Raw genomic sequence first — 22,931 nt, 5'->3', positions numbered from 1 at the left:
ATCCATCGTAACGGCTCGCCCGATATTTCGCATATAAACGTTTTAAGAGAGTAGAAATATCAAAGCAACCACAGAATGTGTGCGGCCTGGATTTTTAAACGGTATATCCTCAACGGCACAGACGCTGATGCCCACCGGTCTGCGCGATGTGCCTGAAAGCCTTAAACGGCGAGTTTGATCGACGCCGTACCAAAAGGCGCAAGTGCCATACTCTTGCCTTGCGAGCCCGAGCCGAAGGCACTGATATCGATGCTTTGCTCTTGGGCCGTCAGATTGACGATATGCAGCGTCGACCCCGACAGGAAGGCCAGAACCTTCGACGGATGCGAAGACGTGCAGCCAATCCAGGCTGACCCGGCAAGGCTGGACAGCAGCTTCACGATGGTAAAAAGCGGCCGGTTGCCGCCTTCTTCCGTTGGCTCTGCCTTACCGGCAACCAGGCCGAAGGGGCCGGTCAGCGCTGCGAGCGTCAGGCATTCGAGATCGGCATCCAGCACGCGGATGGCGTAGCCGAGCGCGAAGGCTTCCGCGAAGCGGCCATTGTGGCGTGGATCGCGGTTTGCCATCGGAATGCGGCCGCAGGCGGGATTGTCCATCGTGCGGCTGCCATAGGGGTTCTGCCGCATGGGAATGGTCGATGGACCGATCCGGTAGGGCTTGTCGCCATAGATGGCGCGTACCGAGCCCGTGATGAAGGGCAGCGCTTCCAGTGTCTGCATGACGCTCAGATCATCGGCGGCATGGACAATCGGGTTGGTGCAGTGGCTGATAAAACCGAGGCGATCGGCCGGCACGCGCTTTCGGTTGAGCTCGGTGAAGTAGCTCAGCATGCCGCCGCCGATGCGAATGCCGGCAAAGGTCTCGTGCGCTGCGGTATAGACCTCTTCAAGCGGTGGGCATTCGGGCCACTTGCTGCCCGGAGGCGTCGACTGCCGGTCGACGGAAGGGGAGATCATGATGGCATTGGGGCGGAAACCCGCAGCCTGCATTTGCTTGGCAATTTCGGCAGTTTCGGATGCTGGCGACTGCTCGCAGGGCAGGGCGATCTCCAGCGTCGACCGTCCGCGGTGAAGCGCGGCAATCGCGGCAAAATCCTGCAATGCATCGGTGCCATGCCCGGCTTTGGGATCGAAATGGAAAAGCAATTCCTGCGGGGCAATCCCGGAAAGCAGATCACGGGCCGCAAGCACGGCCTTGGCTTCATCAGGCGCGACGATCAGGCCAATGGCCGGCATGGTGCCGCTGTGCTCACCCGGTTCGAGCCGGATCGCGCCAGCAGTGGAGCAGGCGGCGGTCGTTTGTCCGCTTCTGGCCTCGCGGATGGAAAGGACGATCCTTTGCCGCACCGGTTCGTTGGCGGCGATCTGGTAGGGCCAGGGAAGCGCCAGCGGACGCACGTAGGTCTTGTAGGAGGCGTCCGACCAGTTGCGCTGGTCTTCCATCTCGAATGTATCGCCTTCCATACGGCATTCGGCTGAAACGCCCGGCAGCACCTGATGGGTGATCGCCCGCATATCCTTGAAGGGCTGCCAGGGGTCGATCCGGTCGGGAAAGCGCGTCTCGTTGACGCTGCCATCGACATGCTCGACCTTGGCCGGGCTTCCGGCAATGCCGACGATCGGGTGCAGGATGCAAAAACCGCAGCGATTGGTCTCGAAACCGGTCGGCGTAAGCGCGCTGGCTTCGAAGATCAGTTCACGCTCCGTTGCCGCAATATGCACCGAAATGGCAAGCCTGCTATCCTCGGGTCCTTTGCAATGGGCGACATAGCGGACGGAAAAGGCGCCGTTGCCCTGCTCGACCCAGAGATCCTCAATCCGGGGGCTATAGGTCCCCCAGTCGCGGTCGCGTACCAGATAGGAGACGGCGCGCAGCACTTCGATACCGTCATAGCGGATCGTGCGCAGATTGCCGTTGGCGAGATCGGCTGAGAGGCGCCCGGCGGTCAGGCGGACTGGATGCTCTTCGGCCTCATGCGTGCCGTAGAGGGCGAAGGCGTCCGTGGTCATCTGAGCATCGCCTCCACGTCGATCGTCTTGCCGGACGCGGCACTGTCATAGGCCGCTTCGACAAGGGCAAAGGTCTTGAGATTGTCGGCGCCTGACGTTGCCGGCTGGCCGCCATTTTTCAACCTGTCGACCCAGTGCTCCTGGATCGCATAGACGCTTTCCTGAATATTGTGCCAGGGCCGGGAGGCCCAGGAGAGAAGCTGCGGCGAAGCGTCGGAAACGACGGTACCTGCCGCATTGGTCACTTCGAGCCGATAGCCAGCCGAAAGGCGGATCGTGCCATCGGTGCCGTCGAGCTCGATCAGCGTTTCCGGAAACGGCTCGGTGCCAAGCTTCGTCGCGTAGCTGACGTCGACGACGGAGGTGGCGCCGCTTTCGTGGTCGAGCAGGATCGTCGCGACATCCTCGCCCTTGATCTTTGGGTTGACGCGTTTTGTGCGCGCTGTCAGCGCTTTCACGTCGCCGAGGATGAAGCGGGCAATATCCAGTGTGTGGATGCCGAGATCCTCGATGATGAAGCGCTCGCCTTTTGCGAGATAGGGCTGGCCGGAAAATACGTCATAGCCGGAGCGGAAGGAGAAACGGCCCCAGAAGGGTATGCCGATCGCCTTGCTGTCCAAGAGCCGGCGCACGGCCTGGATCGGCGTCTGCCAGCGGAAATTCTCGTGCACCATCAGCGGAATGCCAGCCTTCCGGCAGGCTTCGACCATCGCCTTGGCATCGGCAAGCGTCTTGGCGAAGGGTTTTTGGCAGATGGCCGGGATCGTGTGGCTGGCTGCCATTTCCACCAGCGCCCGGTGGCTCTGGACCGTGGTGGCGATATCGACGAAATCGAAGCCGCCATCGGCAAACATGGCCGCCGCATCCGTATAGCGCCTGTTAATGCCGAACTGGTCGCCGACGATCTTCAGCCGCTCAGGATCGCGGTCGCAGATTGCCACGATCGCGGCACCGTCAACATCCTTCCATGCATGCATCTGATTGATCGCAAAGAAGCCGCAGCCGATCAAAGCACCTTTCACGTCAGCCATTTCAACCTGCCTTTGCCATCTGCATGAGGGTCACGCGCTGCTGCAGCCGACGCTGCGCCTGGTCGACGACGACGGCGATAATGATCACCAGACCCTTGATGACCATCTGCCAGAAGGAGGAAACCCCCATCATCACCAGTCCGTCGGAGAGAATGCCGATGACGAAGGCACCGATGATCGTTCCCCCGATCGTGCCGCGCCCGCCAGACATCGAAGTGCCGCCGAGTACGGCTGCGGCAATCGCGTTGAGTTCGAAGCTTTCGCCCGTTGCCGGATGCGCGGCCATCAGCTCCGAGGAGATGACGATGCCGACGATCGCGGCGCACAGGCCGGAGAACATGTAGACGAAGATCTTGACCAGATCCACGCGGATGCCCGACATGCGGGCGGCGCGCTCATTGCCGCCGACGGCGAAGATGTGGCGCCCGATCGGCGTCGAGCGCGCGACGTAAGCGGCTACCAGCGCCAGCACGATCAGGATCCAGATCGATACCGGCAGGCCAAGAACGCGGCCCGCACCGAAGAAATCGAAGCCGGTCGTTGCATATTCCGGCCGGCCGACAAGGTTCGGAAAGGTCTGGCCGTCGGAGGAGAGCAGCGCCAGGCCGCGGGCAACATAGAGCGTGCCGAGTGTGGCGATGAAGGGCGCGACATTGAGCTTGGTGATCAACAGGCCGTTGATCAGGCCGATAAAGAGGCCGATTGCCAGCGTGATCAGCACGATCTCGACGAGGTTGAAATAGACCGTATAGCCGATCGGCAGTTCGATGCCATATAGGATCAACCCGCCGGCGACCATGCCGCACAGGCCGACGATCGAGCCGACCGAGAGATCGATACCGCCAGTGATGATGACGAAGGTCATGCCCATCGCCAGGAAGGCATTCAGCGCCACATGTTTCGACATCAGGATCATGTTCGCCGTCGAGGTGAAGTTCGGCGCGAAGATCGAGAAGAAGATGATGACGGCAAAGAGCGCGATGAAGGTTCGAAGCTTCATCAGCGTCAGGAGGAAGGAGCCGTTCGCGCCCTTCGGCGCGGAAGTGGATGCGGTAGCCGCCGTCATGACGCAAGTTTCCCTTGATGTTCGTGCCCCTTGGCGGAGGCCGCGATAATGGCCTCTTCCGTTGCTTGCGCGCGGTCGAAGACGGCGATGAGATGGCCGTTGCTGAGCACCGCGATGCGATCGGAAAGCGCCATGACCTCTTCGAGGTCGGATGTTGAAAACAGGATGGCGAGGCCATTGGCGGCAAGCCGGCGCATGGTGCGGAAAACATCCGCCTTGGCGCCGACATCGATGCCGCGGCTCGGCTCGTCCATCAGCAGAACCTTCGGATTGGTCATCAGCGCCTTACCGATGACAACCTTCTGTTGGTTGCCGCCGGACATCGAGGTCACCTCGAAGTCCGGGTTCGGCGCTTTGATCGAGAGATCGCGGATCGCTTCCGTGATGGCGTTCTTCTCGGCCTTGGCATTGATATGGAAGAGGCGTGTGAAGCGGCCGAGGCTCGCAAGCGTCAGGTTCGATGCGATCGAGAGCACCTGCACCAGCCCTTCGCGCTGCCGGTCCTCGGGAATGAGCGCGAGGCCCCGGCGGATGCGCCGCGTCGTATCGCGCGCTCGTACCTCCTTGCCGTCGATGAAGATCTTGCCGGTCGAGTGCGCATGGCGGCCGATGACGCATTCGAAGAATTCGCTGCGCCCGGCGCCCATCAGCCCGTAAATCCCGAGGATCTCGCCTGCCCTGACCGACAGTGAGACATTATCGACTGCAAGCCCGCCGGTCGGCCGCGGCAGGCTGATATTTTCGGCGCGGAACATTTCCTTGCCGAGCGCATGATCCTCGGATTTCGCAAAATCCTTGGCATCCGAGCCGATCATCGAACGCACGATCCAGCGGGTGTCGATATCCCTGACCATGGCATGGCCGGTAATCTGCCCATCGCGCAGGACGGTGATGTAATCGCCGATCCGCATGAGCTCTTCGAGGCGATGCGAGATATAGACGATCGCGACCCCTTGCGCCTTCAACTCGCCGATCACCTTGAAGAGGATCTCGACTTCGGCTGCCGACAGCGCCGATGTCGGCTCGTCCATGATGAGGATGCGGGCATCCAGCGACATTGCCTTGGCGATCTCGACAAGCTGCTGCTGGCCGATCGGAAGGTCCTCGACCATGGTCTCGGCATCGATGCCGGCATCGAGACGCCCAAGGAATTCGTTGGCCTTGCGGACCTGTTCCTTATGGTCGATGCCGAGCACGCCGCGGGTCAGTTCGCGCGTCGCAAAGATGTTTTCGGCAACCGACATGTTGGCGAAAAGATTGAGCTCCTGGAAGATCATGCCGATGCCATGCGCCTGCGCATCGGCGGGGCTGGCGAAGGAAACGGTTTCACCGTCCAGAATGATGTTCCCGAGCGTCGGCCGTTCGACGCCGGCGATGATCTTCATCAGCGTCGATTTGCCGGCACCGTTTTCGCCGACCAGCACGTTGACGGCGCCGCGGCGCAATCCGAGATTGGCACGCTTGACGGCGACGATGCCGGAATAGACCTTCGACACGTCGTCGAGGCGCAGGATGATCTCGTCCTTTGGAGCCTCGGCGATCGTCATGGTGCCACCGTCAGCGTCGAAGGGGTCACGAGCGGCAGATCGCTGCCCGAAGGCAGCGGAAAAGCGCCTGTTACTGTCACCGTCTTGCCGACCAGCCCGTCGCGCGGGATCGCCGACAGGAAGGCGCTATTGGCCTGCTCATTGAAGGACTTGCCGAACTGTGCCCATTCGATCTGGTTCTTGAACTCGTTGAAATTGACGAAATCCAGCGTGTCGCGCAGCGCCGTGCCGCGGATGGCAGGCCCGATCTGGACTTTTGCGTCGGCTTTGCCGTCGCCGTCGGCATCGACATCGAGCGTTGCTGCCCGCGAGGCGGTATCGGCGGCGACGACCTTGCCGCTGAACTTGACGGCATAGGTCCAGGGCGAGCTCGCCTGTTTGTGCGGATTGCCGTATTTCTCGCCGGCCCGGTCGGGGCTCGAAGCGGCAAGTGCTGCGACATCCTTCAGCGCGCCGGCGCGCTTTTCATAATAGGGCACGACTTGCGGCTGCCAAATGGCATCGACCTTGGCATTCGGATCGAAAGCGCTCTTTGCCGCCGCTGCGGCTTTTTCTTCCGCAGTCGGTGTCTTGATGATCTTGCAGCCGGGCAAAGCCGCCGCGACGAGCGCGGCGATCAGGGCGCCCCTGATCCTCAACATGCGATAAACCTCGAAATGAAAGAGAATAGGCTGCAGGGAGCGCGGTCTCCCGCGCTCCCTGCAGCAGTCGTCCGCTTTACTTTGCGATGGCAAAGGTCTCGAGCTTGCCCGCATTGTCGGCATTGATGAGGACGCAGTCCATGAGCTGCTTTTCTTCCTTCGGTGCCGTCTTGTTCTTGATATAGGCATCAGCCTGCTCGACAGCCATCTGCGCCTGCGCATAGGCCGGCTGCAGCACGGTTGCCTTGATGCCGCCTGATTTGATGGAGTCGCGCACATCGTTGGAGCCGTCGAAGCCGACGACGATCACGTCCTTGCGGCCGGCAGCCTGAAGAGCGGCGATTGCGCCCATGGCCATCGTATCGTTGCCGGAGATGACGCCCTTGATATCAGGGTTTGCCTGCAGGATGGTTTCCATCTTGGCGTAGGCTTCCGTCTGGCTCCAGTTGGCCGACTGCTTGGCGACAGACTTCAGGTCCGGATAGTCGTCGATGACGTCATGATAGCCCTGCGAGCGGATGCCGGCATTGGTATCCGACTCCTTGCCGACGAGCTCGACATAATTGCCTTTCTCGCCCATCAGCTTAACGAATTCCTGCGCGCCGAGCTGGGCGCCCTGATAGTTGTTGGAAACGATTTGGGCGACGGCAACACCGGTCGCATTGATTTCGCGGTCGATGAGGAAGGAGGGGATGCCGGCATCCTTGGCCTTCTTGACGGCGGCAACCGAAGCGTCGGCGCCGGCATTGTCGAGGATGATCGCCTTGGCGCCGCGGCCGATGGCGGTATCGATCATTTCCGACTGCTTGTTGGCATCGTCGTCATGCGTCATGACGAGCGCCTCATAGCCAAGCTCCTTGGCCTTGGCTTCGGCGCCGACCGCTTCCGCCTTGAAGAAGGGGTTGTCGTGGGCCGGCGTGATGATGGCGATCAGGTCCGCCGAAAAGGCCGGCATCGCAACACCGAGCGACAGGGCGCCGGCGAAGGCTGCAAGGGTCAGTCTACGTGTAAGTTTCATGGTTTCTCCTCCCAGGTTTGACGCATGGCCGAACCAACCCCGGTTCGGTTCAATCCATGCGAGATCGAAAACCGGCCCGTCTTCAAAGTCCCCCCGGGCCGGCAAAGGCGGCAAGGCTCGAGCCCTGCCGCGGCAGTATCAGGTGATGCGCCGGATGCTGTCGGCGATCTCCTGAGGTTCGAAGACCTTCTTCCAGTCGTCGCGCATGAGGGCCGGAATGCCGAACTCGATCGCCTTGTTGCAGGCATCCGAAAACACACCGTCGACTTCCTTGAAGATGACGGCGCCGAGCACGTTCATGTGGCCGAGCAGGAAGTCGCGGGCGGCTTCCGCTGGAACACCGCGGGCGACGCATTCGTCCATCGCCTGGCGCATGATCACGAGCAGCGAGGCGCAGACGGTTTCCGAAAGGCCGGGCTCCAGCATCGCCATCTGGTCGACCGTGACGCGGTGCGAGCGCATGACCGGCGCCCAGATAACCTTTGCGATCTCTTCGCCGAGGCCGTAAGCGCTTTCCGGACCCTGCATCAGGGCGGAGACGATGTGCTGCTTGGCAAAGAGGCCACCAAAATGGTCCTTCTTGGCCTGCATCTCCGTCTCGTCGTTGAAGATCGGCGGATGGCAGGGGTGGGTCACGAAATAGGTTAGGTCCGCGCGCTCAGGCAGATGGCCGGCAAAGGGGGCGGCGGCGTCGAGGGCGACGACCATCGTGCCGGGCTTCAGCTTGTCGACGATACCAGCTGCAACCTTGCCGATCGCGGTATCCGGTACGGCGAGGATCACGACATCAGCGCCATCGAGCGCGGCATCGGCCGGCGTACAATCGATGCCGAGATCGTTCTTCAGGCGCGCCTTGCCGGCGTCGCTGACCTCGACATGACGAACATCAAAACGGGAACCTTTGAGATTCTTGGCCAGCCGGTATCCCATTTTTCCGCCGGCGCCAAAGAGGGCAATTGCAGTCATGTTTCCTCACCTTCATATGCGGGATTGGTATCGTAACTGGTATGATGAGTCAATCACCATTCCATTATCGTTCGCGGACGAAGTCACCCGATTGCATCATGCCTTCCTTCCGTCCCGGATCTGCGCGAAATAGCCGTCGGCGCCGACTTGCCCGCCCTTCAGCGCAATCTGCAGCCCGTCCGTCGACGCGTAGCCGCCATGGGCGGTGCAGAGCGGCGAACCGGGGGTCTGCGGCAGCGGCAGGAGGGTCGTCAGTGCATCGACGCGCAATTCCTTCAGCGCATGGCTCGACGTGTCGCCGCCGGCAATAACGGCGCGCGAAAGCCCTTCGGTTTGGACAAGGCGGCGCAGGATGGTTCCGAGCGCGCGACCCAGCCGATGACGGGCGCCGGGTAGCTGGTCGATATCGGCGCCGCGATCGGCCGAGGGTCCAAGGGCGGTGTGCAGGATGACGCTGCGGCCGACTTTCAGCGCGGCAAGGCCTGCGGCGACCGCGACGTCCAGTGCCGCCCCGGCATTGGTGCCGACCAGTGCCAGAGGATCGAGTGGAATATCATGAAAGCCGTCGGCAATTGCCGTGCGAATCTGCCGTTCCGTCGTCGGCGAGACGCTGCCGGAGACGACGGCGAGCCGATCCACCTTACCCGGCGACTGAAACTCGACGCTCTGGCCGATCAGGCCCTTTTCGCGCCACGCATTGATGAGTGCATATTCGATGCCGGAGGAGCCAGCGACGAAACTGCCCTTGGCAGCCGTGATGCGCTGGAGCTGCCGACCGGCGGAAGCCTGACTCTCGGCGGAATCGACATCGAGCAGCAGGATGCCTGACGCCTCGGCGATCAGCTGATCGGTTCTCGCGTCCGCATCAGATGATGCAAGCAGCGTCAGGTCGGCGAGCGAAACGGCAAGGTCGGTCTGTTTGCCGAGATGAACGGCAAGATCCGCCTCCTGCATGGGCGTGACGGGATGACGGCTCATGACCGGGTGGCGGTCGATGCGGAAAACGCGCCCCTGATAGGCGGCAAAGAGATTGCCGAAGGCCGTATAGCGCTTGAGCTGCGGCGCGCCGACGATGACGGGCACCAGCTCCTGCTCGAAGATCTCTTTGCCGATCTCGATCGCCTTGCCGATATTGCCGACCTCGGGCGCGGAATCGAATGTCGAACAGACCTTGTAGTGGCAGATATTCGCCTGCAAGCCTTTCAGCCATTGGAAGGCCGGGGCAAGATGTTCCTGCATCCAGGCCGGGCTCTCGCTGCGGCTCGTTCCGGCAATGCCGACAGCCCGGCAATCTCGGAAGCGGTCAATCAGTGCCTGCTCGGGAATGCCGAGGAAGAGCACCGTCGGGATGCCGTTGCTGGCGAGCGCTTCCATCACATCGGTGGAGCCGGTGAAATCGTCGCCGTAATAACTGACGAGCAGGTCGCGCATCCTCACGCCGCCTTGCCGTCGCTGAACTTGGCAATCGATGCAGCAAGTTCGGGATGATCTTTGGCGTAGTCGTCGAGCGGAATGTCGGCGACTGCTGCCTGCCAGGCCTGCTGCACGGCGCGTACGCCGGCTGCCGGTCCCTGCGGATGGCTGACGATGCCGCCGCCGCAGAGATAGAGAAGATCGGTGGTGCGGCCGGTGCGCTGATAGGTTTCGGGTGCCTGGCCGCCCCATTGGCCGGAGCCGGCGACGGGAAGCGGGCAGTCGGAGGGGGTAAAGAGCGGCGTGCTGATCGCCTTGAAGGAAGCAACGAAGCTTTCGTCCGGCTCCCAGTATTTCACACGGATGCCGTTGATCTGGAACTGGTCGACGCCGAGCATCCGCCAGAGCTGTTGATAGACCTTGAAGTCGAGGCCGATGCCGGGATGGCGCGTCAGCACGTCCCAGCCGTTGCGATGCGCATGCAGCACAAGGCCGGAGCGCTTGCGCAGGAAGCTCATGCCGCCAAAGCCGATCGAATTGATGTTGACGACGGCGCAGTTGCCGCCAGCCGCAAGCACGAGATCGTGGTTGCGCATCATCTCGTCTGGATCGGCATGCGAGATGCCGAAGGCATACATGACCTTCTTGCCGGTCCTCTGCTCGTGATCGAGAATGCGGGGCATGATCGCTGCCACGCGCTCTTTCAGCGGCGAATAGGCGGGACTCATCAGCTTCTCGTCGTCCTTGATGAAGTCGACGCCGGATTCGATCAGTTCGCCGACAAGCTCCGCCGTTTCATGTGGCCGCAGACCGAGCGCCGGCTTGACGATCGTGCCGATGATCGGCCGGCCCTCAACGCCGGTCAGGCGCCGGCTGCCGGGAATGCCGAATTGCGGGCCGGGATGGGCTTGCTTGAAGGCCTCCGGAAGCTTCATGTCGACGACGCGCAGGCCGGTCATGCCCTTGATGGAAAAGGCCCCGCCGATCGCGATCGTCATCAGGGCCGAAAGATCCGTGCCGATCGCATCGAGCGGAAATGCGATATCGACATCGGCGCGCTGCAGCCGTACGCCCTCGGGCGCCTCTGGCCAGGACGGATGGCTTGCATCTTCGAGCGGACGGATGGCGAGCACCCGGGCGGCGACCCGCGACTTCAATTCCTCTGTCTCGCCCGGAACCGGAACAAAGGTGCCGGTCGATTGATCGGAAGCGATCTTGTTCGCCATCGCTTCGACGCTGCCAGGCGTCTCAATGCGGTAGGTGAGGGTTATCATCATGAAATTGCCGGTTGCTCCTCTCGCCACGTCAAGAAGCCATGGCGTCAACTTGTAATCTGGTATAATGAGTATTCCATTTTCTGCAACGGAAATTTCCAACAGGTGTGAATTTCGCTTGGCGCGCTTTGTCGTCGGTCGGTGAAAATGCTAAGGGGAGAGAAGATTTGAGCCAGCGAGACGCCATGACCTCAGCCATCGAGCCAATTGTCCGTCGAAAACTGTCTGATGAGGTTTTTGACCGGCTGGAACGGCTGATCACATCAGGAGAGTTGCAACCGGGCGACGAGATGCCCTCCGAGCGCGTTCTGATGGAACGCTTCGGCGTCGGCCGTCCGGCCATCCGCGAGGCGATGCAATCTCTCGCCAATAAGGGCCTCGTCAGCATCTCGCACGGCGAGCGGGCGAAGGTCCTGAAACTGACTGCACAGTCGATCTTCCGGCAGGTCGACCTGACGGCGAAGATCATGCTGTCGCAATCGGCGGATTCGCTGGAGCACCTGAAGAGCGCCCGTATCTTCTTCGAGCGCGGCATGGCGCGCGAGGCCGCCCAGCGCGCCAAGCAGGCCGATGTCGCGGCACTTCGCGAGATCATCGACCATCAGCGCGCCTCGCTCGGCCACGCCGAAGAATTCATTTCCGCCGACATGCGGTTCCATACCCGCATCGCCCAGATCTCCGGCAATCCGATCTATGTGGCCGTCAGCGAGGCCATGCTGGCATGGCTGAAGGAATATCATACGGAAATGCTGATCTGGACCGGCAAGGAAAAATATACGCTCGCCGAACATGAAGAGATCCTGGAGCAGCTTGCCGCCAACGACGCTGATGGCGCCGAGGCGGCGGTGCTCAAGCATCTGGAGCGTTCGCGTTCGCTTTATATGAAGTAGAGCCAGCCGCTTGCGGCGAACGGCGCGGTAATGCCATTCGCGCGCAAACAGACTGTCAGTGATGACAGCAGTCCTGAGCTATCTCAGCTGCCGGCGGAACGTAAGCCGCAAATTCCTGCTCAAGAGCCTTGATGACGCCGGCGCGCCAGCCATCGGCAATGCGTTCGGAATAGGGGTCGGGAAAGATATCCTCCTCGCCTCTTTCGAAACCGTCGAGTATTCCCGCTGCCACCAGGGCGGGCGGCGACTTCGGTACCTCAAAGTCGCGTGTCATGTCGGTATCAACCGGCCCCGTGAAGCAGCTGTGCACCGCGACACCGCGCGCTGACAAGAGCGCTCGGAGGGCCTGCATGAGATTATGTGCCGCCGCCTTCGAAATCGAATAAGCAGGCGTGGAAGCGACCGGCACGAGTGCCGACAGGGAGAGGTTGTTGATGATGGCGCCTTTCGACCGCGTCAACGCCGGCACAAAAGCCTGGGTCACCCTCAGCGGCCCGAAAAAATTGACCGCCAGATGGCGATTGATGATGTCTGTATCACCGAGATCGTCGGGCATGAAGATGCCGGCATTGTTGATGAGGATATCGAGGTTCTCGACAGTGGCAGCCGCCTTCTGGACATCCCACTCGTCGGTAATATCGAGTTTGACGAAGGTGACGCGTTCATCATCATGACGCTGGTCGCTGCGCGATCCCGCATAAACGCGCTTTGCACCGCGCCGCAGCGCTTCGTCCAAGAGAGCCCGGCCGATGCCGCGATTGGCGCCGGTGATCAGGACCGTTTTGTTTTCGATGTTCAAGACATGCTCCTATAATTGACCATGCCATCAGGAGGGGTTTCCTGATGATCATCGAGGAGAGCCTAGGCCCGGGCAGCCGACACGCGGGAGTAACAAGGTTGGCGGGATTTCTGAGGCATGTGCCGATGACGGGAACCGCCCGTTCCTCTTGCGACGACCTGCCTTGCCGGGATTTCCACCGCACAACCGACAGTCCATCACCGGCACGAGGTCGAACCCGGGAATTGACCAAACGGTTGGCCCTGGCAAAGATCGTCAAACCTCAATATTCATGCCCGGTGAGGAGCACCATGAAAAAACTCATTTCGATCGTTGTCAGTGTCCTGTTTGTCGGCGCGCCTGCTTTTGCTCAGTCGAACGTGACGGCCACGCATACGAACCGCCCTATCGAGCACTACCGCGCCTATATCGGTGAGGCCGATCTCTTCAATTCGAAAGGAACGCGGCTCACGCAACCTTGGCAGATCATCCGCCAGGATCGCGCGAATTTTCATCAATACGGTATTCGCGACCATGATGACCAGTCGGACTCCTTCTTTGCCGATCCGGCCAATCGTCAAGCGCTCGAAGCCATGCTCCGCAACGGGACCATGACCCGGGAAGCTGCGGCAATGATTGTTCACGGCAATGTCTGGATTGATGTCGATATCTATGGCAGCCAAGGGACCGGACGCTGGATCGATGTAACGGTTTCCGACTGACGGCCCTGCGGGTCCGCCGAAACAGGCGAGAATGCCATGGGCGGCGATCATTACGAGGCGCGTTGATCAGCTCCTTGTATCGTCGGTAGCCGGTACTGTCGTTTTAGCCTGCTTGCGCCCGCAAGGCCGCATTCTCTGCTTCCAGTTCCGCGAGGCGCTGGCGAAGCGGCTGGACGGCGACAGCGATTTCCGCCTCGGTATAACGCGGTGTGATATGCTGCGGGCAATTCCAGTCGAAGGCTTCGAGGCGCAGGCGGAAGAGGCGTTCCGGCTTTGCACGATAGGAAGGCGTAGCGAGCAGTTCCGTCAGCTTCGGGTCGACGTCGAGCGAGAGCTTTTCGGCATGCGCATAAATCTTCAGCCTCGTGCGGCGGGGATAGTCCATCAGAAACAGGCAGACCTTGTCATTGGCGGCAATATTGCCGGTGCTGATGTACTGGCGATTGCCGCGATAATCCGCAAAGGCAAGCGTACGGTCATCGACCACCTTCAGAAAACCCTCCGGACCGCCCCGATGCTGGACATAGGGCCAGTCGGTTTCGGAAACGGTGGCCATGTAGAAGCTGTCGCGCGACGCAATGAAGGCGCTCTCGTTTTCCGTGAAGCGGTCGAAGCTGCGGTCGGTCGGCAGGTTGGTCCAGAAATCCTGAACACCCATTTCGGCCTGGGCGGCGCGTACGCTGGGCGTCGAGGCTATGTCGAGAAATCCGTAGGACATGATACATCTCCTCAAGGTTGGGAGGGAGCGGGGCTTTAACCCGCTCGTCATCCGTTAGGCGGCATTGGCAGCGGACACGACCGGGAAGTCGATATCGGTCTTGGCGACTTCGTTCAGATAATTGGTGAAAGTGTTTTCGGCTACCAGAGCGACGATCTCGACGATCTGCGCATCCGAAAAGCCGGCAGCGCGGACGGCAGTGATATCGGCGTCGGCGACATGGCCGCGGGCTTCGGCAATCTTTGCCGCAAAGCTCACGGCAGCATTCGCCTTGGTATCGGCAGAGGCACCCTTCCTGTTGAGGGCGATTTCTTCCGGGCTGATCTTTGCAAGATTGAGGCCGAGATAGGTATGGGCCGACAGGCAGTAGTCGCAGCCGTTCACTTCAGCGACGGCCAGCGCAATTCGTTCACGCGTCTTGACATCGAGTGTCCTGGAAAGGGCGTTCTGGAAGCTGGTGAAGGCGGTCAGCGCGGCCGGGCTGTTGGCGACGAGGCGGAAGATATTCGGAACCGAGCCCAGCGCCTTCTGGATGGCGTCGAGCGTTGGCTTTGTTGCTTCTGGCACATCGTCCTTGGCGGGAATGAAAATGCGGGACATGGAGATCTCCTTCGCTGCTGGCAAACCGTGATTGGCTTGTTGATCCAAATGTGTCGATTTTCATTCACCAAGAGAATATGCTTAGAATGAAAGTGATTTTACCGGAAAGTGGAATAGTAGTTTGGACCGGTTCGAAGCCATGTCGATGTTGCTGGAGGTGGTGGACAGGGGAAACCTGTCGGCCGCCAGCCGTTCGCTGAAAATTCCCCTGCCGACGCTGAGCCGCAAGATCACCGATCTGGAGACGCTGCTCGGAACCAAGCTGCTTACCCGCACGACGCGCAAGATCGCCTTGACCGATGCAGGCACGACCTATGTCGATGCCGCCAGGCGCATCCTCGAGCAGGTGGAGGAGGCCGAACGTCAGGCATCCGGCGAATTCGCCATGCCGAAGGGCGAGTTGGTGATCACAGCTCCGGTGCAGTTCGGCCGTCTTCACGTGCTGCCTGTCGTGACGGACTTTCTGGCCGCCTTTCCGGCGATCAACGTGCGGCTGATGCTGGCGGACCGCAATATCGATCTCGTCGACGAGCATGTCGATATGGCCGTGCGCATCGGCAATTTGCCCGATAGCGCTATGGTCGCCACGCGCGTCGGTACGGTTCGCAGGGTCGTCTGCGGCAGTCCGGCCTTCTTTGCCGGCCGCGGTGTGCCGAAGGAGCCAGCCGATCTTCTAGGCCTGCCCTGCATCAGCGTCGAGATCCTGACGCCAGCTGTCGGCTGGCAGTTCCAGAAGCCCGGAGCAGCAAAGGCCATTGAGGTGCCGATCAGCCCGCGGCTTTCCGTCACCACGACCGAGGCGGCGGCCGAGGCCGCCATCCGCGGCGCCGGCATCACCAGGCTGCTTTATTATCAGGTCGCAGGGGCGGTCGCGGCCGGCGCGCTGAAACTCGTGCTCGAGGACTTTGAACCGGAGGCCGCTCCCATCCACTTGGTCCATCTCGCCCGTGGCCAGATGCCGCTCAAAATGCGCCACTTTCTGGATTTCGCCGCACCCCGGCTGAGGGCGAGCGTCGCTGCCCTACAATCTTCCTCCAGGTAAGGCAATTCCTGCCCATCTCCATCCCGACGCCAGCCAGCTGTCTTGGGACATCCGTCGGGAGCAATTTTCTGTTCTTTTTAGAATACCGTTTGAATCCTAACTATTTTAATGCTACTAGAATGGCATGCAATCATTTACGTCCCTTCAACGCGTTTTCACCGCGAACCTTTTGTCGACCGGCCGCAACTGGCGCCGGGCGGTGGATCTTGCGCTGACTTCCCACGGCATCTCGGAAGCCTGCGCAGCACCATTGCTCTGGATCGGCCGTTTGGGCGGTGGTGTGCGCCAGGTCGTGCTGGCCAATCACGTCGGCATCGAAGGGCCCTCTCTGGTCAGGTTGCTCGACCAGCTGGAAGCGCTCGGCCTCGTGGTGCGCAAGGATGATCCGATCGACAGGCGGGCAAAGGGTCTCTGGCTGACGGAGGAGGGCCAGAGCCTCGCAACCCGGATGGAAGCCGTTCTCGATGACCTGCGCGGCAGGATCCTCGCGAATGTCAGTAAAGCCGATCTCGAAGCGGCGGTCCGTGTTCTCAAGGCCTTCGAAGAGATCAGCCCGTCGCAGGTTGCGGCGGTTGCACAGCAGTTTGAGGAAACATCGTGATCCTTCCCTCCTGGCGGGACTGGCTCTTCTCGGCCAAGGCCTTCCTCGCCTCCATGCTTGCCCTTTTCATTGCCTTGTCCCTGGACCTGCCGCGGCCTTACTGGGCGATGGCGGCCGTCTATGTCGTCGCCAATCCGCTCGCGGGGGCGACAAGTTCGAAGGGCCTCTATCGCGCGCTCGGCACACTTCTCGGCGCCAGTGCTGCCGTTTTTTTCGTGCCGCTCTTCGTCAATGCGCCGGAACTTTTGAGCATCGTCATTGCGCTCTGGACTGGCACTTTGCTGTTCATCTCGATGCTGGACCGCTCCTCGCGCAGCTACGTCTTCATGCTGGCCGGCTATTCCCTGCCGCTTATCGCGCTACCGTCCGTCGGTTCGCCCGACACCATCTTCGACACAGCCCTTGCCCGCTCGGAAGAGATCATTATCGGCATCGTCTGCGCCAGCCTCGTCAGTGCCGTCGTCTTCCCGACCAGTGTGCGTAGCGTGCTCGGCCAGCGCATTTCCACCTGGCTCGACGATGCCGGCAGCTGGGCAAATGATATTCTGCGCGGCGAGGGTGCGACCCCGGCAACGCCCTTGAAACGGCAGAAGCTTGCCGCCGACGTCACCGGCCTCGACCTCATCATCAGCCAGCTTGGTTACGACGCGGGCAGCCGCGATATCGTGCGCCATTCGCGCGAACTGCGCGGCCGTCTCCTGATGCTGCTGCCGCTCTTCTCATCGCTCGCCGATCGTCTTCATGCGCTGAAGACCGAGCGCGAGGTGCTGCCAAAAGATTTGATCTGCCTGCTGAACGAGGTCGCCGACTGGCTGAGCCTCGGCACAAAATCTCAGGCCGACGACACGGCTGAAAAGCTGGCGCAGCGGATCGAAAGCCTCCGCGAGGCCGACCCGGATCAGCGTTGGAGCGATCTGCTGCTTTCAAGTGCGCTGGCGCGGCTGAAGGAGATCGTCGATCTCTGGCAGGATTGCCTGACGCTGTGCAACGAAATCGTCAGCGGCAGACATTCCGGCCCCTGGCGGCCGGCCTTTCGCCATCGCCAGATCGTCGGCCGTATCAGGCATTTCGATTATGCACTGCTGGCCTTCCAGGCGGGTGCGGTCGTTGCCGGCATTCTCGTCGCCTGCCTGTTCTGGATCTATAGCGGCTGGCAGAACGGCGCCGGTTTCGTCACCATGGCAGCCGTTGCCTGCTCCTTCTTTGCAGCGCTTGATCGGCCTGCACCCTTCATCACCTCGATGTTCATCTGGTGTGGCATCAGTCTCATCATCTCCTTCGTCTATATTTTCGGCATCCTGCCGATGGTCAACAGCTACGAGCTCCTGGTTCTGGTCTTCGCTCCGCCCTTCCTGCTCTTGGGGCTGATGATCCCCAAGCCGCAGTTCAACATGCTGGCCATGCTGCTGACCGTAAACAGCGCCTCCTTCATCGCGCTGCAGGATCGTTACACGTCCGATTTCACCACCTTCACCAATGAAGCGATCGCGGCGCTCGCCGGCATCGGCTTTGCCCTGGTCTGGACGCTGATCGCCCGTCCTTTCGGCGCCGAACTCGCCGCCTGGCGGCTCGTGCGCGCCGGCTGGACCGATCTCGCCGAGACGGCGGCGGGCGAACGCCGCGCCGATCACCATCGGCTTTCCGGCCGCATTCTCGATCGCCTCGGCCAGCTCGTACCGCGCCTTGCCGTCGTCGAGGACCGCGAATTGAAGAAGGTGGATGGCTTTGCCGAAGTACGCATCGGCTTCAACGTGCTGATGCTGCAGGGCGAACGCAAGAGACTGCGTGGCGCGAGCGCCGCATCGCTCGGTGCTGTTCTCTCCGGCATCGCCGATTTCTATCATGACCGTATTGCGGCCGGTCGGGCGCTCGATCCGCAGGAGGGCCTGCGTCAGTCGATCGACGACAGCCTCAAAATCATCGCGCTCGAAGACAACAGACGCGGCGCCGACAGCATCGACGCCCTTGTCGGCCTCAGACGCGCCCTTTTCCCTGACGCAGCCCCGCCAGCAAGCTGGCACGCGGCCGAGGCTGCGCCGCAACTCCTCCCGCTTGCCGCTGAGTAATTGTCATGCCCGCAGAATTTGATGTTTACGGCGTCTATGTCCCGCGCCTCCTCGTTCTCATGGTGCTGAGCCTGATGCTGATCATCGTCATCAGACGGATGCTGGCCCGGCTCGGTGCCTATTCCCTCGTCTGGCACCGCGGTCTCTTCGACCTCGCCCTCTACGTGCTCGTCCTTGGAGCCGTTTCCTCCTTCACACGCTGGTATTTCGCATGAACTCCCTGAAATTCATTGGTCGCCTCATCGTCACTCTTGCCGTGGTCGTCGCCGCCGTCTTTGTTGGCCGCGGGCTTTGGGGCCACTATATGGACGAACCCTGGACGCGCGATGCTCGACTGCGCGCCGATGTCGTCGGGATCGCGCCCGATGTCTCTGGCCTCGTCAGCGAGGTGCTCGTCATCGATAATCAGGCGGTGAAGAAGGGCGATATCCTCTTCCGCGTCGATCGCGCACGTTTCTCGATAGCGCTCGCTCAATCCGAAGCGGCACTCGAAGGCAGCAAGGCCGCGCTCGACCAGGCACGCCGTGAGCGCGAGCGCCAGGAGCGCCTCGGCGAAGCCGCCTCGCTGCAGCAGAAGGAACAGGCGCAGACGGCTGAAGAGCAGGCCGAAGCCGCCTTCCGCCAGGCAACCGCCAACCGCGATCTGGCTGCGCTCAATCTCGACCGTTCGGAGATCAAGGCGACGGTCAACGGGACGGTCTCCAATCTCAGCCTGCGCCCGGGCGATTATGTTAGCGCCGGAACCGCCAAGATCGCGCTGATCGATACGGATTCGCTGCGCGTCGAAGGCTATTTCGAAGAAACCAAGCTGCAGCGCATCCACCCCGGCGACAAGGTATCCATCCACCTGATGGGCCAGACGAAAAGCCTTGACGGCCATGTCGAAAGCATTGCAACCGGCATCGAGGACCGCGAACGCACCGCCGGCAGCGGCCTGCTCGCAAACATCAACCCCACCTTCAGCTGGGTGCGCCTTGCCCAGCGCGTGCCGGTGCGCATCAGCATCGACGCCGTGCCTGATGATGTCAGGCTGATCGCCGGCCTGACGGCGACGGTAGAGGTGGACAGGAGCTGATGGCAAGCTTTCGTCTGGCCTCCGAATCTGGATAATAATGCAGGCTGAACAAGATCGAAGGTGGGATCCTGGGGCTTCGCAGAATGATAAAATCCGCTTGCAGGCACGCGGTCCTTGTGGCTGCTGTGCTGCTGTCATCGGTGGTCGCCACAATGGCTCAGAGCCAGCCAGCCTCCGTCTGGAGCGACTTCATCCGGGACAGGCGCGATCTCGCCGCTCTCAATGAGCACAAACGGAAAAAAATCCTCAATGACCTCGGTGCGGCGATCATGGCCGATCCCGACGGCGTGAGTACCGAGATCGAAAGAAGCAGGGGCGCGCCGGCGCTTTGCCAATATATGCGCGTCATGTTCGCAAGCGACAGAACGCCTGAGGTGGTTGATCAGCTTGACGCCGTGCTCCATTGGGGCAAACTGGATAAATCCATCCGCGAGATGCTGAGTGCACCCGCCTATGACGACGGCAGCACCTGGTTTCCAAGGGCGAAGAGAGCTGGCTATTTCACCGGTTGCGTGGCCGGAGTGCTCGATGGAAAGAGGAGAAGCAGCACGAGCCTCGCGGGCCGATTGCCTTTGCTCCTGAGTTCGAGGGATCAAACGATCATTGCCCTGCAGATTGCCGAGCGCTTGAAGATTGGACGGCCATCCAAAGGCGATAGCTATGGCAAGTGGATGCTGAATGGCCTATCGAAAGAAGACCTTGTCTCGCCGGATGTGATGGATTGGTTCGAGCTTGGTTTCGACAGAGCGTATTGAATGGGTTCAATAAGCACAGCTGTCGCACTCGCGATGGGGCCTGGCAATTATCTTGCCTGCCGGACGTCGAGCAGCACCGCCACACTGACGAGAATGATCAGCAAGGAGGGGGCGGGCCCAGGCGTGGATAGTCGGAAAATTTGCAACGGACCAACCCCGGCCCTGATGAGATCGCCTATTTAGATCAGCTTGCCTTCCATGGGTTCACGATCGCCAGGCCGCTATTCTCGAAATCGGCTTCGTTGCGCGTCGCAAGCGACGCGCCGCGAGATAAGGCTATGGCTGCGATTTGTGCATCAAATTAGCTGATTGGGCGACCGGCAGCGCGCCGCCTGGTCGCTATAGCGGCATAGACGTCAGCCGCTTCGCGATCGAAGGGGAGGACACGCCCTGCAAGATCCTCATTGAAGATCGGTAATATTGCGGCCTCTAGCTCCCGATGGCGGCGACCTTCGGGTAGTAATCGCAAGACGTACAGGATTTCTGCCTCGGTGATAGACGTCGTGAATACCGAAGCTGGGCCCTGCTCGGCCAACCCAGTCGATGACCGCTGGGCTCGGCGATGACACCAGCAGCTCGCAAAGAACATTCGTATCGAGGATGATCACTGTTCGAAATCCGGTATGTCACGAATAGGCTCACGTGCGGGAATATCGAGGTCAACGCCACCGGTCGGTGCAACGCGTGCCCTGATGGATTGAACAAGGTTGCGTGATGTCTCGCCGGTGGCCAGTGCCGATCGAAGAATATCGCGCGCTTCGTCTTCCATGGACCGACCATGGCTCGTAGCTCGGATTCGCAGGCGCCGTTTCAGCGCATCATCGATATTGCGGATGGTCATGCTGGCCATAAAAGCCTCCTGATATCATTGATTGCATATAATGCAATGATATCAGAATCGCGATTCAATGGATCCCGGAAGCGTTCTGTTTCGCGCGCCTGAGCAACGCCAGTTCAATCAAAGTGAAACACTTCCGGCATCATCGCCCACCACTCACCGTCCTTGCGCGTAGCAAGCGGCTTCTGGCAGGGCATGCAGACGGCCCACCATTGGCGATTTGCCGGATCGGCGGCCATCTTCGCCATGTCGGCTTCGAAATCGTCACCGACATATTCCCAATAGCCAAACAGCAGGTTTTCCGGCTCTTTCAGGAAGATCGAATAGTTGGTGATGTTGCAGGCCGAGATCAGTGACAGGATCTCCGGCCAGACGGCGGCATGTAGCGCCTTGTAGTCTGCGACCTTGTCCGGCTCCAGGCCGATCACCATGCCCATGCGCTGCATATTGCTACCGCCCTTGGGTAATTTCTGTCGTGAATTCGGCGATGCTGCGTTTCTTGACAGCATCCCAGTCCCATTCGATGCCGATGCCGGGTTCGGAGGGGGCGATGGCGCGGCCATCGCGGATCTCCATGCCTTTGGTGGTCAGGTCGTCGAGCTGCGGAATGTATTCGACATATTTGCCATTCTGGATGGCGCAGACCAGGCTGACATGCAGTTCCATCAGGAAATGCGGGCAGACGGGGATATCGAAGGCTTCGGCCGCATGCGCAACCTTCAGCCAGGGTGTGATGCCGCCGATGCGGGCAACATCCACCTGCACGATCGAGCAGGCGCCCTTCTGCATATATTCGCGGAAATGCCGGATCGAATAGAGGGATTCGCCGACGGCAATCGGCGTCGGGGTCGAGCGCGACAGCCGGATATGGCCGTCGAGATCGTCGGCCGGCAGTGGTTCTTCGATCCAGGCGAGATCGAGTTCCCTCAGCCGTTCTGCCCGGCGGATCACTTCATCGACGGTAAAGCCTTGGTTGCAGTCGGTCATGATCTCGAAGCCATCGCCTAGGGCGGCGCGCACGGCCGACAGACGGGCATAATCCTCAGCGCCATGCGGCTTGCCGATCTTGACCTTCGAGCCGCTAAAACCCTTCGCCTTCGCCTGCAGCGCGTCTTCGACAAGCGCCTCTTTCTCGATATGCAGCCAGCCGCCTTCGGTCGTATAGAGCGGGCAGCTTTCCTTGGCACCGCCGGCAAGTTTCCAGAGCGGTAGGCCCTGCTTCCTTGCCCTGAGGTCCCAGAGCGCTGTATCGACGGCGGCAAGTGCCAGCGCGGTGATCGCACCGATCGTCGTGGCGTGGGTCGCAAATTCCAGTTTGTGCCAGATCGCCTCGATGCAATCAGCATCTTCGCCGATCAGGAGCGGGACCAGATGGTCCGACAGAAGCCGCATGACGGAGGAACCGCCCGTCCCGATCGTGTAGGAATAGCCGGTACCCGAGGCACCCTCGGAATCGGTGATGGTGACGATTGGCGTTTCCTGGCTGACGAAGCTCTGGATGGCATCGGTGCGCTTCACCTTGGGCGGCAGGTCCACCATGCGCAATTCGATCTTTTCAATGCGGGCCATGGTTCCTCCTAGCGTGCCGTGCGGGTTTGAGCGGGTTCGGCCGCGTGGATTGCCGACATGATGGCGCGGCTTGCCGTCTCATATTTGCGGTCGTTTTCATGTTCGTGGACGATCCTGAAATCGTGCATGACGAGGATGCGGTCGGCGAGCGCCACCATTTCCGGCATGTCGCTGGAGATCAGCAGGATCGCCATGCCCTTGTCGGCAAGCCTGTTGATCAGTTCGTGAATATAGGCCTTGGCCTTGATGTCGATGCCGACGGTCGGCTCGTCGATGAAGAGGATATCGACATCGGCGGCGAGCCACTTGGCG

The 22,931-nt window shown here is 60.9% G+C and carries 23 protein-coding genes and 2 pseudogenes; 8 read left to right on the top strand and 17 right to left on the bottom strand.

Annotated elements, in window-relative coordinates; genetic code table 11:
- Positions 1-161: 161 nt before the first annotated feature.
- From PMI11_RS19875 to oiaX, 9 genes are all read right to left on the bottom strand, one after another.
- Positions 162-2,009: a D-apionate lactonase gene (locus PMI11_RS19875; protein ID WP_007820538.1), complete on the bottom strand. Its 1,848-nt coding sequence runs from the start codon at positions 2,007-2,009 to the stop codon at positions 162-164.
- Positions 2,006-3,040, bottom strand: coding sequence for a Gfo/Idh/MocA family protein (locus tag PMI11_RS19870; protein ID WP_007820536.1), 1,035 nt, complete (start codon positions 3,038-3,040; stop codon positions 2,006-2,008). Before PMI11_RS19870 ends, PMI11_RS19875 begins: the two co-directional genes overlap by 4 nt.
- Position 3,041: 1 nt before the next feature.
- On the bottom strand, positions 3,042-4,106 hold the full coding sequence (locus PMI11_RS19865) for an ABC transporter permease (protein WP_007820528.1): 1,065 nt from the start codon (positions 4,104-4,106) through the stop codon (positions 3,042-3,044).
- Positions 4,103-5,653, bottom strand: a complete 1,551-nt coding sequence (locus PMI11_RS19860; protein ID WP_007820527.1) for a sugar ABC transporter ATP-binding protein — start codon at positions 5,651-5,653, stop codon at positions 4,103-4,105. The genes PMI11_RS19865 and PMI11_RS19860 overlap by 4 nt, the downstream gene beginning before the upstream one ends.
- Positions 5,650-6,294, bottom strand: a complete 645-nt coding sequence (locus PMI11_RS19855) for a DUF2291 family protein (RefSeq protein ID WP_007820526.1) — start codon at positions 6,292-6,294, stop codon at positions 5,650-5,652. The genes PMI11_RS19860 and PMI11_RS19855 overlap by 4 nt, the downstream gene beginning before the upstream one ends.
- Before the next feature lie 76 nt (positions 6,295-6,370).
- Positions 6,371-7,312 carry a D-ribose ABC transporter substrate-binding protein gene (locus PMI11_RS19850; protein ID WP_007820525.1) on the bottom strand — a complete coding sequence of 314 codons (942 nt, stop codon included), beginning with the start codon at positions 7,310-7,312 and terminating at the stop codon, positions 6,371-6,373.
- A 138-nt stretch (positions 7,313-7,450) separates the two neighbouring features.
- The gene (locus PMI11_RS19845; protein WP_007820524.1) at positions 7,451-8,278 is read right to left on the bottom strand and encodes a phosphogluconate dehydrogenase C-terminal domain-containing protein; all 828 of its coding nucleotides are present in this window, start codon (positions 8,276-8,278) and stop codon (positions 7,451-7,453) included.
- A gap of 96 nt (positions 8,279-8,374) precedes the next feature.
- Positions 8,375-9,709, bottom strand: a complete 1,335-nt coding sequence (locus tag PMI11_RS19840; RefSeq protein WP_007820523.1) for a four-carbon acid sugar kinase family protein — start codon at positions 9,707-9,709, stop codon at positions 8,375-8,377.
- A 2-nt stretch (positions 9,710-9,711) separates the two neighbouring features.
- A complete protein-coding gene (oiaX, locus tag PMI11_RS19835) occupies positions 9,712-10,968 on the bottom strand; it encodes a 3-oxo-isoapionate-4-phosphate decarboxylase OiaX (RefSeq protein ID WP_007820522.1) in 1,257 nt (418 codons plus the stop codon).
- A gap of 182 nt (positions 10,969-11,150) precedes the next feature.
- On the opposite strand from oiaX, the gene PMI11_RS19830 reads away from it, so the two are divergent.
- The gene (locus PMI11_RS19830; RefSeq protein WP_007820521.1) at positions 11,151-11,855 is read left to right on the top strand and encodes a transcriptional regulator NanR; all 705 of its coding nucleotides are present in this window, start codon (positions 11,151-11,153) and stop codon (positions 11,853-11,855) included.
- Positions 11,856-11,910: 55 nt separating this feature from the next.
- On the opposite strand, the gene PMI11_RS19825 is transcribed toward PMI11_RS19830, so the two are convergent.
- Positions 11,911-12,654 carry an SDR family NAD(P)-dependent oxidoreductase gene (locus tag PMI11_RS19825; protein WP_007820519.1) on the bottom strand — a complete coding sequence of 248 codons (744 nt, stop codon included), beginning with the start codon at positions 12,652-12,654 and terminating at the stop codon, positions 11,911-11,913.
- A 290-nt stretch (positions 12,655-12,944) separates the two neighbouring features.
- Between PMI11_RS19825 and PMI11_RS19820 the strand changes: the two genes are divergently transcribed.
- Positions 12,945-13,355 (top strand): hypothetical protein, encoded by a 411-nt coding sequence (locus tag PMI11_RS19820; protein ID WP_007820518.1) that lies wholly within the window; start codon positions 12,945-12,947, stop codon positions 13,353-13,355.
- 103 nt (positions 13,356-13,458) lie between these two features.
- Here the strand turns inward: PMI11_RS19820 and PMI11_RS19815 are convergent, their stop codons facing one another.
- Together PMI11_RS19815 and PMI11_RS19810 are read right to left on the bottom strand one after the other, a co-directional pair.
- The gene (locus tag PMI11_RS19815; RefSeq protein ID WP_007820517.1) at positions 13,459-14,073 is read right to left on the bottom strand and encodes a pyridoxamine 5'-phosphate oxidase family protein; all 615 of its coding nucleotides are present in this window, start codon (positions 14,071-14,073) and stop codon (positions 13,459-13,461) included.
- A gap of 54 nt (positions 14,074-14,127) precedes the next feature.
- Entirely contained in the window at positions 14,128-14,673 is a 546-nt protein-coding gene (locus PMI11_RS19810; protein WP_007820516.1) for a carboxymuconolactone decarboxylase family protein, read from the bottom strand.
- Between the two features lie 121 nt (positions 14,674-14,794).
- Between PMI11_RS19810 and PMI11_RS19805 the strand changes: the two genes are divergently transcribed.
- From PMI11_RS19805 to PMI11_RS19780, 6 genes are all read left to right on the top strand, one after another.
- A complete protein-coding gene (locus PMI11_RS19805; RefSeq protein WP_037071732.1) occupies positions 14,795-15,715 on the top strand; it encodes a LysR substrate-binding domain-containing protein in 921 nt (306 codons plus the stop codon).
- Positions 15,716-15,839: 124 nt separating this feature from the next.
- The gene (locus tag PMI11_RS19800) at positions 15,840-16,316 is read left to right on the top strand and encodes a MarR family winged helix-turn-helix transcriptional regulator (RefSeq protein ID WP_007820514.1); all 477 of its coding nucleotides are present in this window, start codon (positions 15,840-15,842) and stop codon (positions 16,314-16,316) included.
- On the top strand, positions 16,313-18,382 hold the full coding sequence (locus PMI11_RS19795; protein ID WP_007820513.1) for an FUSC family protein: 2,070 nt from the start codon (positions 16,313-16,315) through the stop codon (positions 18,380-18,382). Before PMI11_RS19800 ends, PMI11_RS19795 begins: the two co-directional genes overlap by 4 nt.
- A gap of 5 nt (positions 18,383-18,387) precedes the next feature.
- Entirely contained in the window at positions 18,388-18,597 is a 210-nt protein-coding gene (locus PMI11_RS19790; protein WP_007820512.1) for a DUF1656 domain-containing protein, read from the top strand.
- On the top strand, positions 18,594-19,457 hold the full coding sequence (locus PMI11_RS19785; RefSeq protein WP_007820511.1) for an efflux RND transporter periplasmic adaptor subunit: 864 nt from the start codon (positions 18,594-18,596) through the stop codon (positions 19,455-19,457). The genes PMI11_RS19790 and PMI11_RS19785 overlap by 4 nt, the downstream gene beginning before the upstream one ends.
- A 116-nt stretch (positions 19,458-19,573) precedes the next feature.
- On the top strand, positions 19,574-20,212 hold the full coding sequence (locus PMI11_RS19780) for a hypothetical protein (RefSeq protein WP_244430628.1): 639 nt from the start codon (positions 19,574-19,576) through the stop codon (positions 20,210-20,212).
- A gap of 184 nt (positions 20,213-20,396) precedes the next feature.
- On the opposite strand, the pseudogene PMI11_RS36670 reads toward PMI11_RS19780, so the two are convergent.
- The 5 genes and pseudogenes from PMI11_RS36670 to PMI11_RS19760 form a co-directional block, all read right to left on the bottom strand.
- Positions 20,397-20,820 (bottom strand): annotated as a pseudogene (locus PMI11_RS36670) (type II toxin-antitoxin system VapC family toxin).
- On the bottom strand, positions 20,817-21,062 hold the full coding sequence (locus tag PMI11_RS19775) for a FitA-like ribbon-helix-helix domain-containing protein (RefSeq protein WP_007820509.1): 246 nt from the start codon (positions 21,060-21,062) through the stop codon (positions 20,817-20,819). The pseudogene PMI11_RS36670 and the gene PMI11_RS19775 overlap by 4 nt, the downstream one beginning before the upstream one ends.
- Positions 21,063-21,166: 104 nt before the next feature.
- Positions 21,167-21,496 (bottom strand): L-rhamnose mutarotase, encoded by a 330-nt coding sequence (locus PMI11_RS19770; protein ID WP_007820508.1) that lies wholly within the window; start codon positions 21,494-21,496, stop codon positions 21,167-21,169.
- A gap of 4 nt (positions 21,497-21,500) precedes the next feature.
- Positions 21,501-22,619: a mandelate racemase/muconate lactonizing enzyme family protein gene (locus PMI11_RS19765; RefSeq protein ID WP_007820507.1), complete on the bottom strand. Its 1,119-nt coding sequence runs from the start codon at positions 22,617-22,619 to the stop codon at positions 21,501-21,503.
- An 8-nt stretch (positions 22,620-22,627) separates the two neighbouring features.
- A pseudogene (locus tag PMI11_RS19760) lies at positions 22,628-22,931 on the bottom strand (P-loop domain-containing protein); the annotation flags it as partial.

The sequence above is a fragment of the Rhizobium sp. CF142 genome, assembly GCF_000281145.1.
In the GTDB taxonomy this organism is placed as follows: Bacteria; Pseudomonadota; Alphaproteobacteria; order Rhizobiales; family Rhizobiaceae; genus Rhizobium.
The sequence above is the reverse complement of the archived record's forward strand: the minus strand, read 5'-3'. Positions and strand labels throughout refer to the sequence as shown.

Coding starts and splice junctions, on each gene's coding strand:
- PMI11_RS19810 (WP_007820516.1), bottom strand. CDS start 14,673: ATGTCCCGCATTTTCATTCCCGCCAAGGACGATGTGCCAGAAGCAACA.
- PMI11_RS19815 (WP_007820517.1), bottom strand. CDS start 14,073: ATGTCCTACGGATTTCTCGACATAGCCTCGACGCCCAGCGTACGCGCC.
- PMI11_RS19800 (WP_007820514.1), top strand. CDS start 15,840: ATGCAATCATTTACGTCCCTTCAACGCGTTTTCACCGCGAACCTTTTG.
- PMI11_RS19845 (WP_007820524.1), bottom strand. CDS start 8,278: ATGACTGCAATTGCCCTCTTTGGCGCCGGCGGAAAAATGGGATACCGG.
- PMI11_RS19765 (WP_007820507.1), bottom strand. CDS start 22,619: ATGGCCCGCATTGAAAAGATCGAATTGCGCATGGTGGACCTGCCGCCC.
- PMI11_RS19775 (WP_007820509.1), bottom strand. CDS start 21,062: ATGGCCAGCATGACCATCCGCAATATCGATGATGCGCTGAAACGGCGC.
- PMI11_RS19820 (WP_007820518.1), top strand. CDS start 12,945: ATGAAAAAACTCATTTCGATCGTTGTCAGTGTCCTGTTTGTCGGCGCG.
- PMI11_RS19785 (WP_007820511.1), top strand. CDS start 18,594: ATGAACTCCCTGAAATTCATTGGTCGCCTCATCGTCACTCTTGCCGTG.
- PMI11_RS19830 (WP_007820521.1), top strand. CDS start 11,151: ATGACCTCAGCCATCGAGCCAATTGTCCGTCGAAAACTGTCTGATGAG.
- PMI11_RS19875 (WP_007820538.1), bottom strand. CDS start 2,009: ATGACCACGGACGCCTTCGCCCTCTACGGCACGCATGAGGCCGAAGAG.
- PMI11_RS19770 (WP_007820508.1), bottom strand. CDS start 21,496: ATGCAGCGCATGGGCATGGTGATCGGCCTGGAGCCGGACAAGGTCGCA.
- PMI11_RS19850 (WP_007820525.1), bottom strand. CDS start 7,312: ATGAAACTTACACGTAGACTGACCCTTGCAGCCTTCGCCGGCGCCCTG.
- PMI11_RS19870 (WP_007820536.1), bottom strand. CDS start 3,040: ATGGCTGACGTGAAAGGTGCTTTGATCGGCTGCGGCTTCTTTGCGATC.
- PMI11_RS19865 (WP_007820528.1), bottom strand. CDS start 4,106: ATGACGGCGGCTACCGCATCCACTTCCGCGCCGAAGGGCGCGAACGGC.
- PMI11_RS19840 (WP_007820523.1), bottom strand. CDS start 9,709: ATGCGCGACCTGCTCGTCAGTTATTACGGCGACGATTTCACCGGCTCC.
- PMI11_RS19860 (WP_007820527.1), bottom strand. CDS start 5,653: ATGACGATCGCCGAGGCTCCAAAGGACGAGATCATCCTGCGCCTCGAC.
- PMI11_RS19855 (WP_007820526.1), bottom strand. CDS start 6,294: ATGTTGAGGATCAGGGGCGCCCTGATCGCCGCGCTCGTCGCGGCGGCT.
- oiaX (WP_007820522.1), bottom strand. CDS start 10,968: ATGATGATAACCCTCACCTACCGCATTGAGACGCCTGGCAGCGTCGAA.
- PMI11_RS19790 (WP_007820512.1), top strand. CDS start 18,388: ATGCCCGCAGAATTTGATGTTTACGGCGTCTATGTCCCGCGCCTCCTC.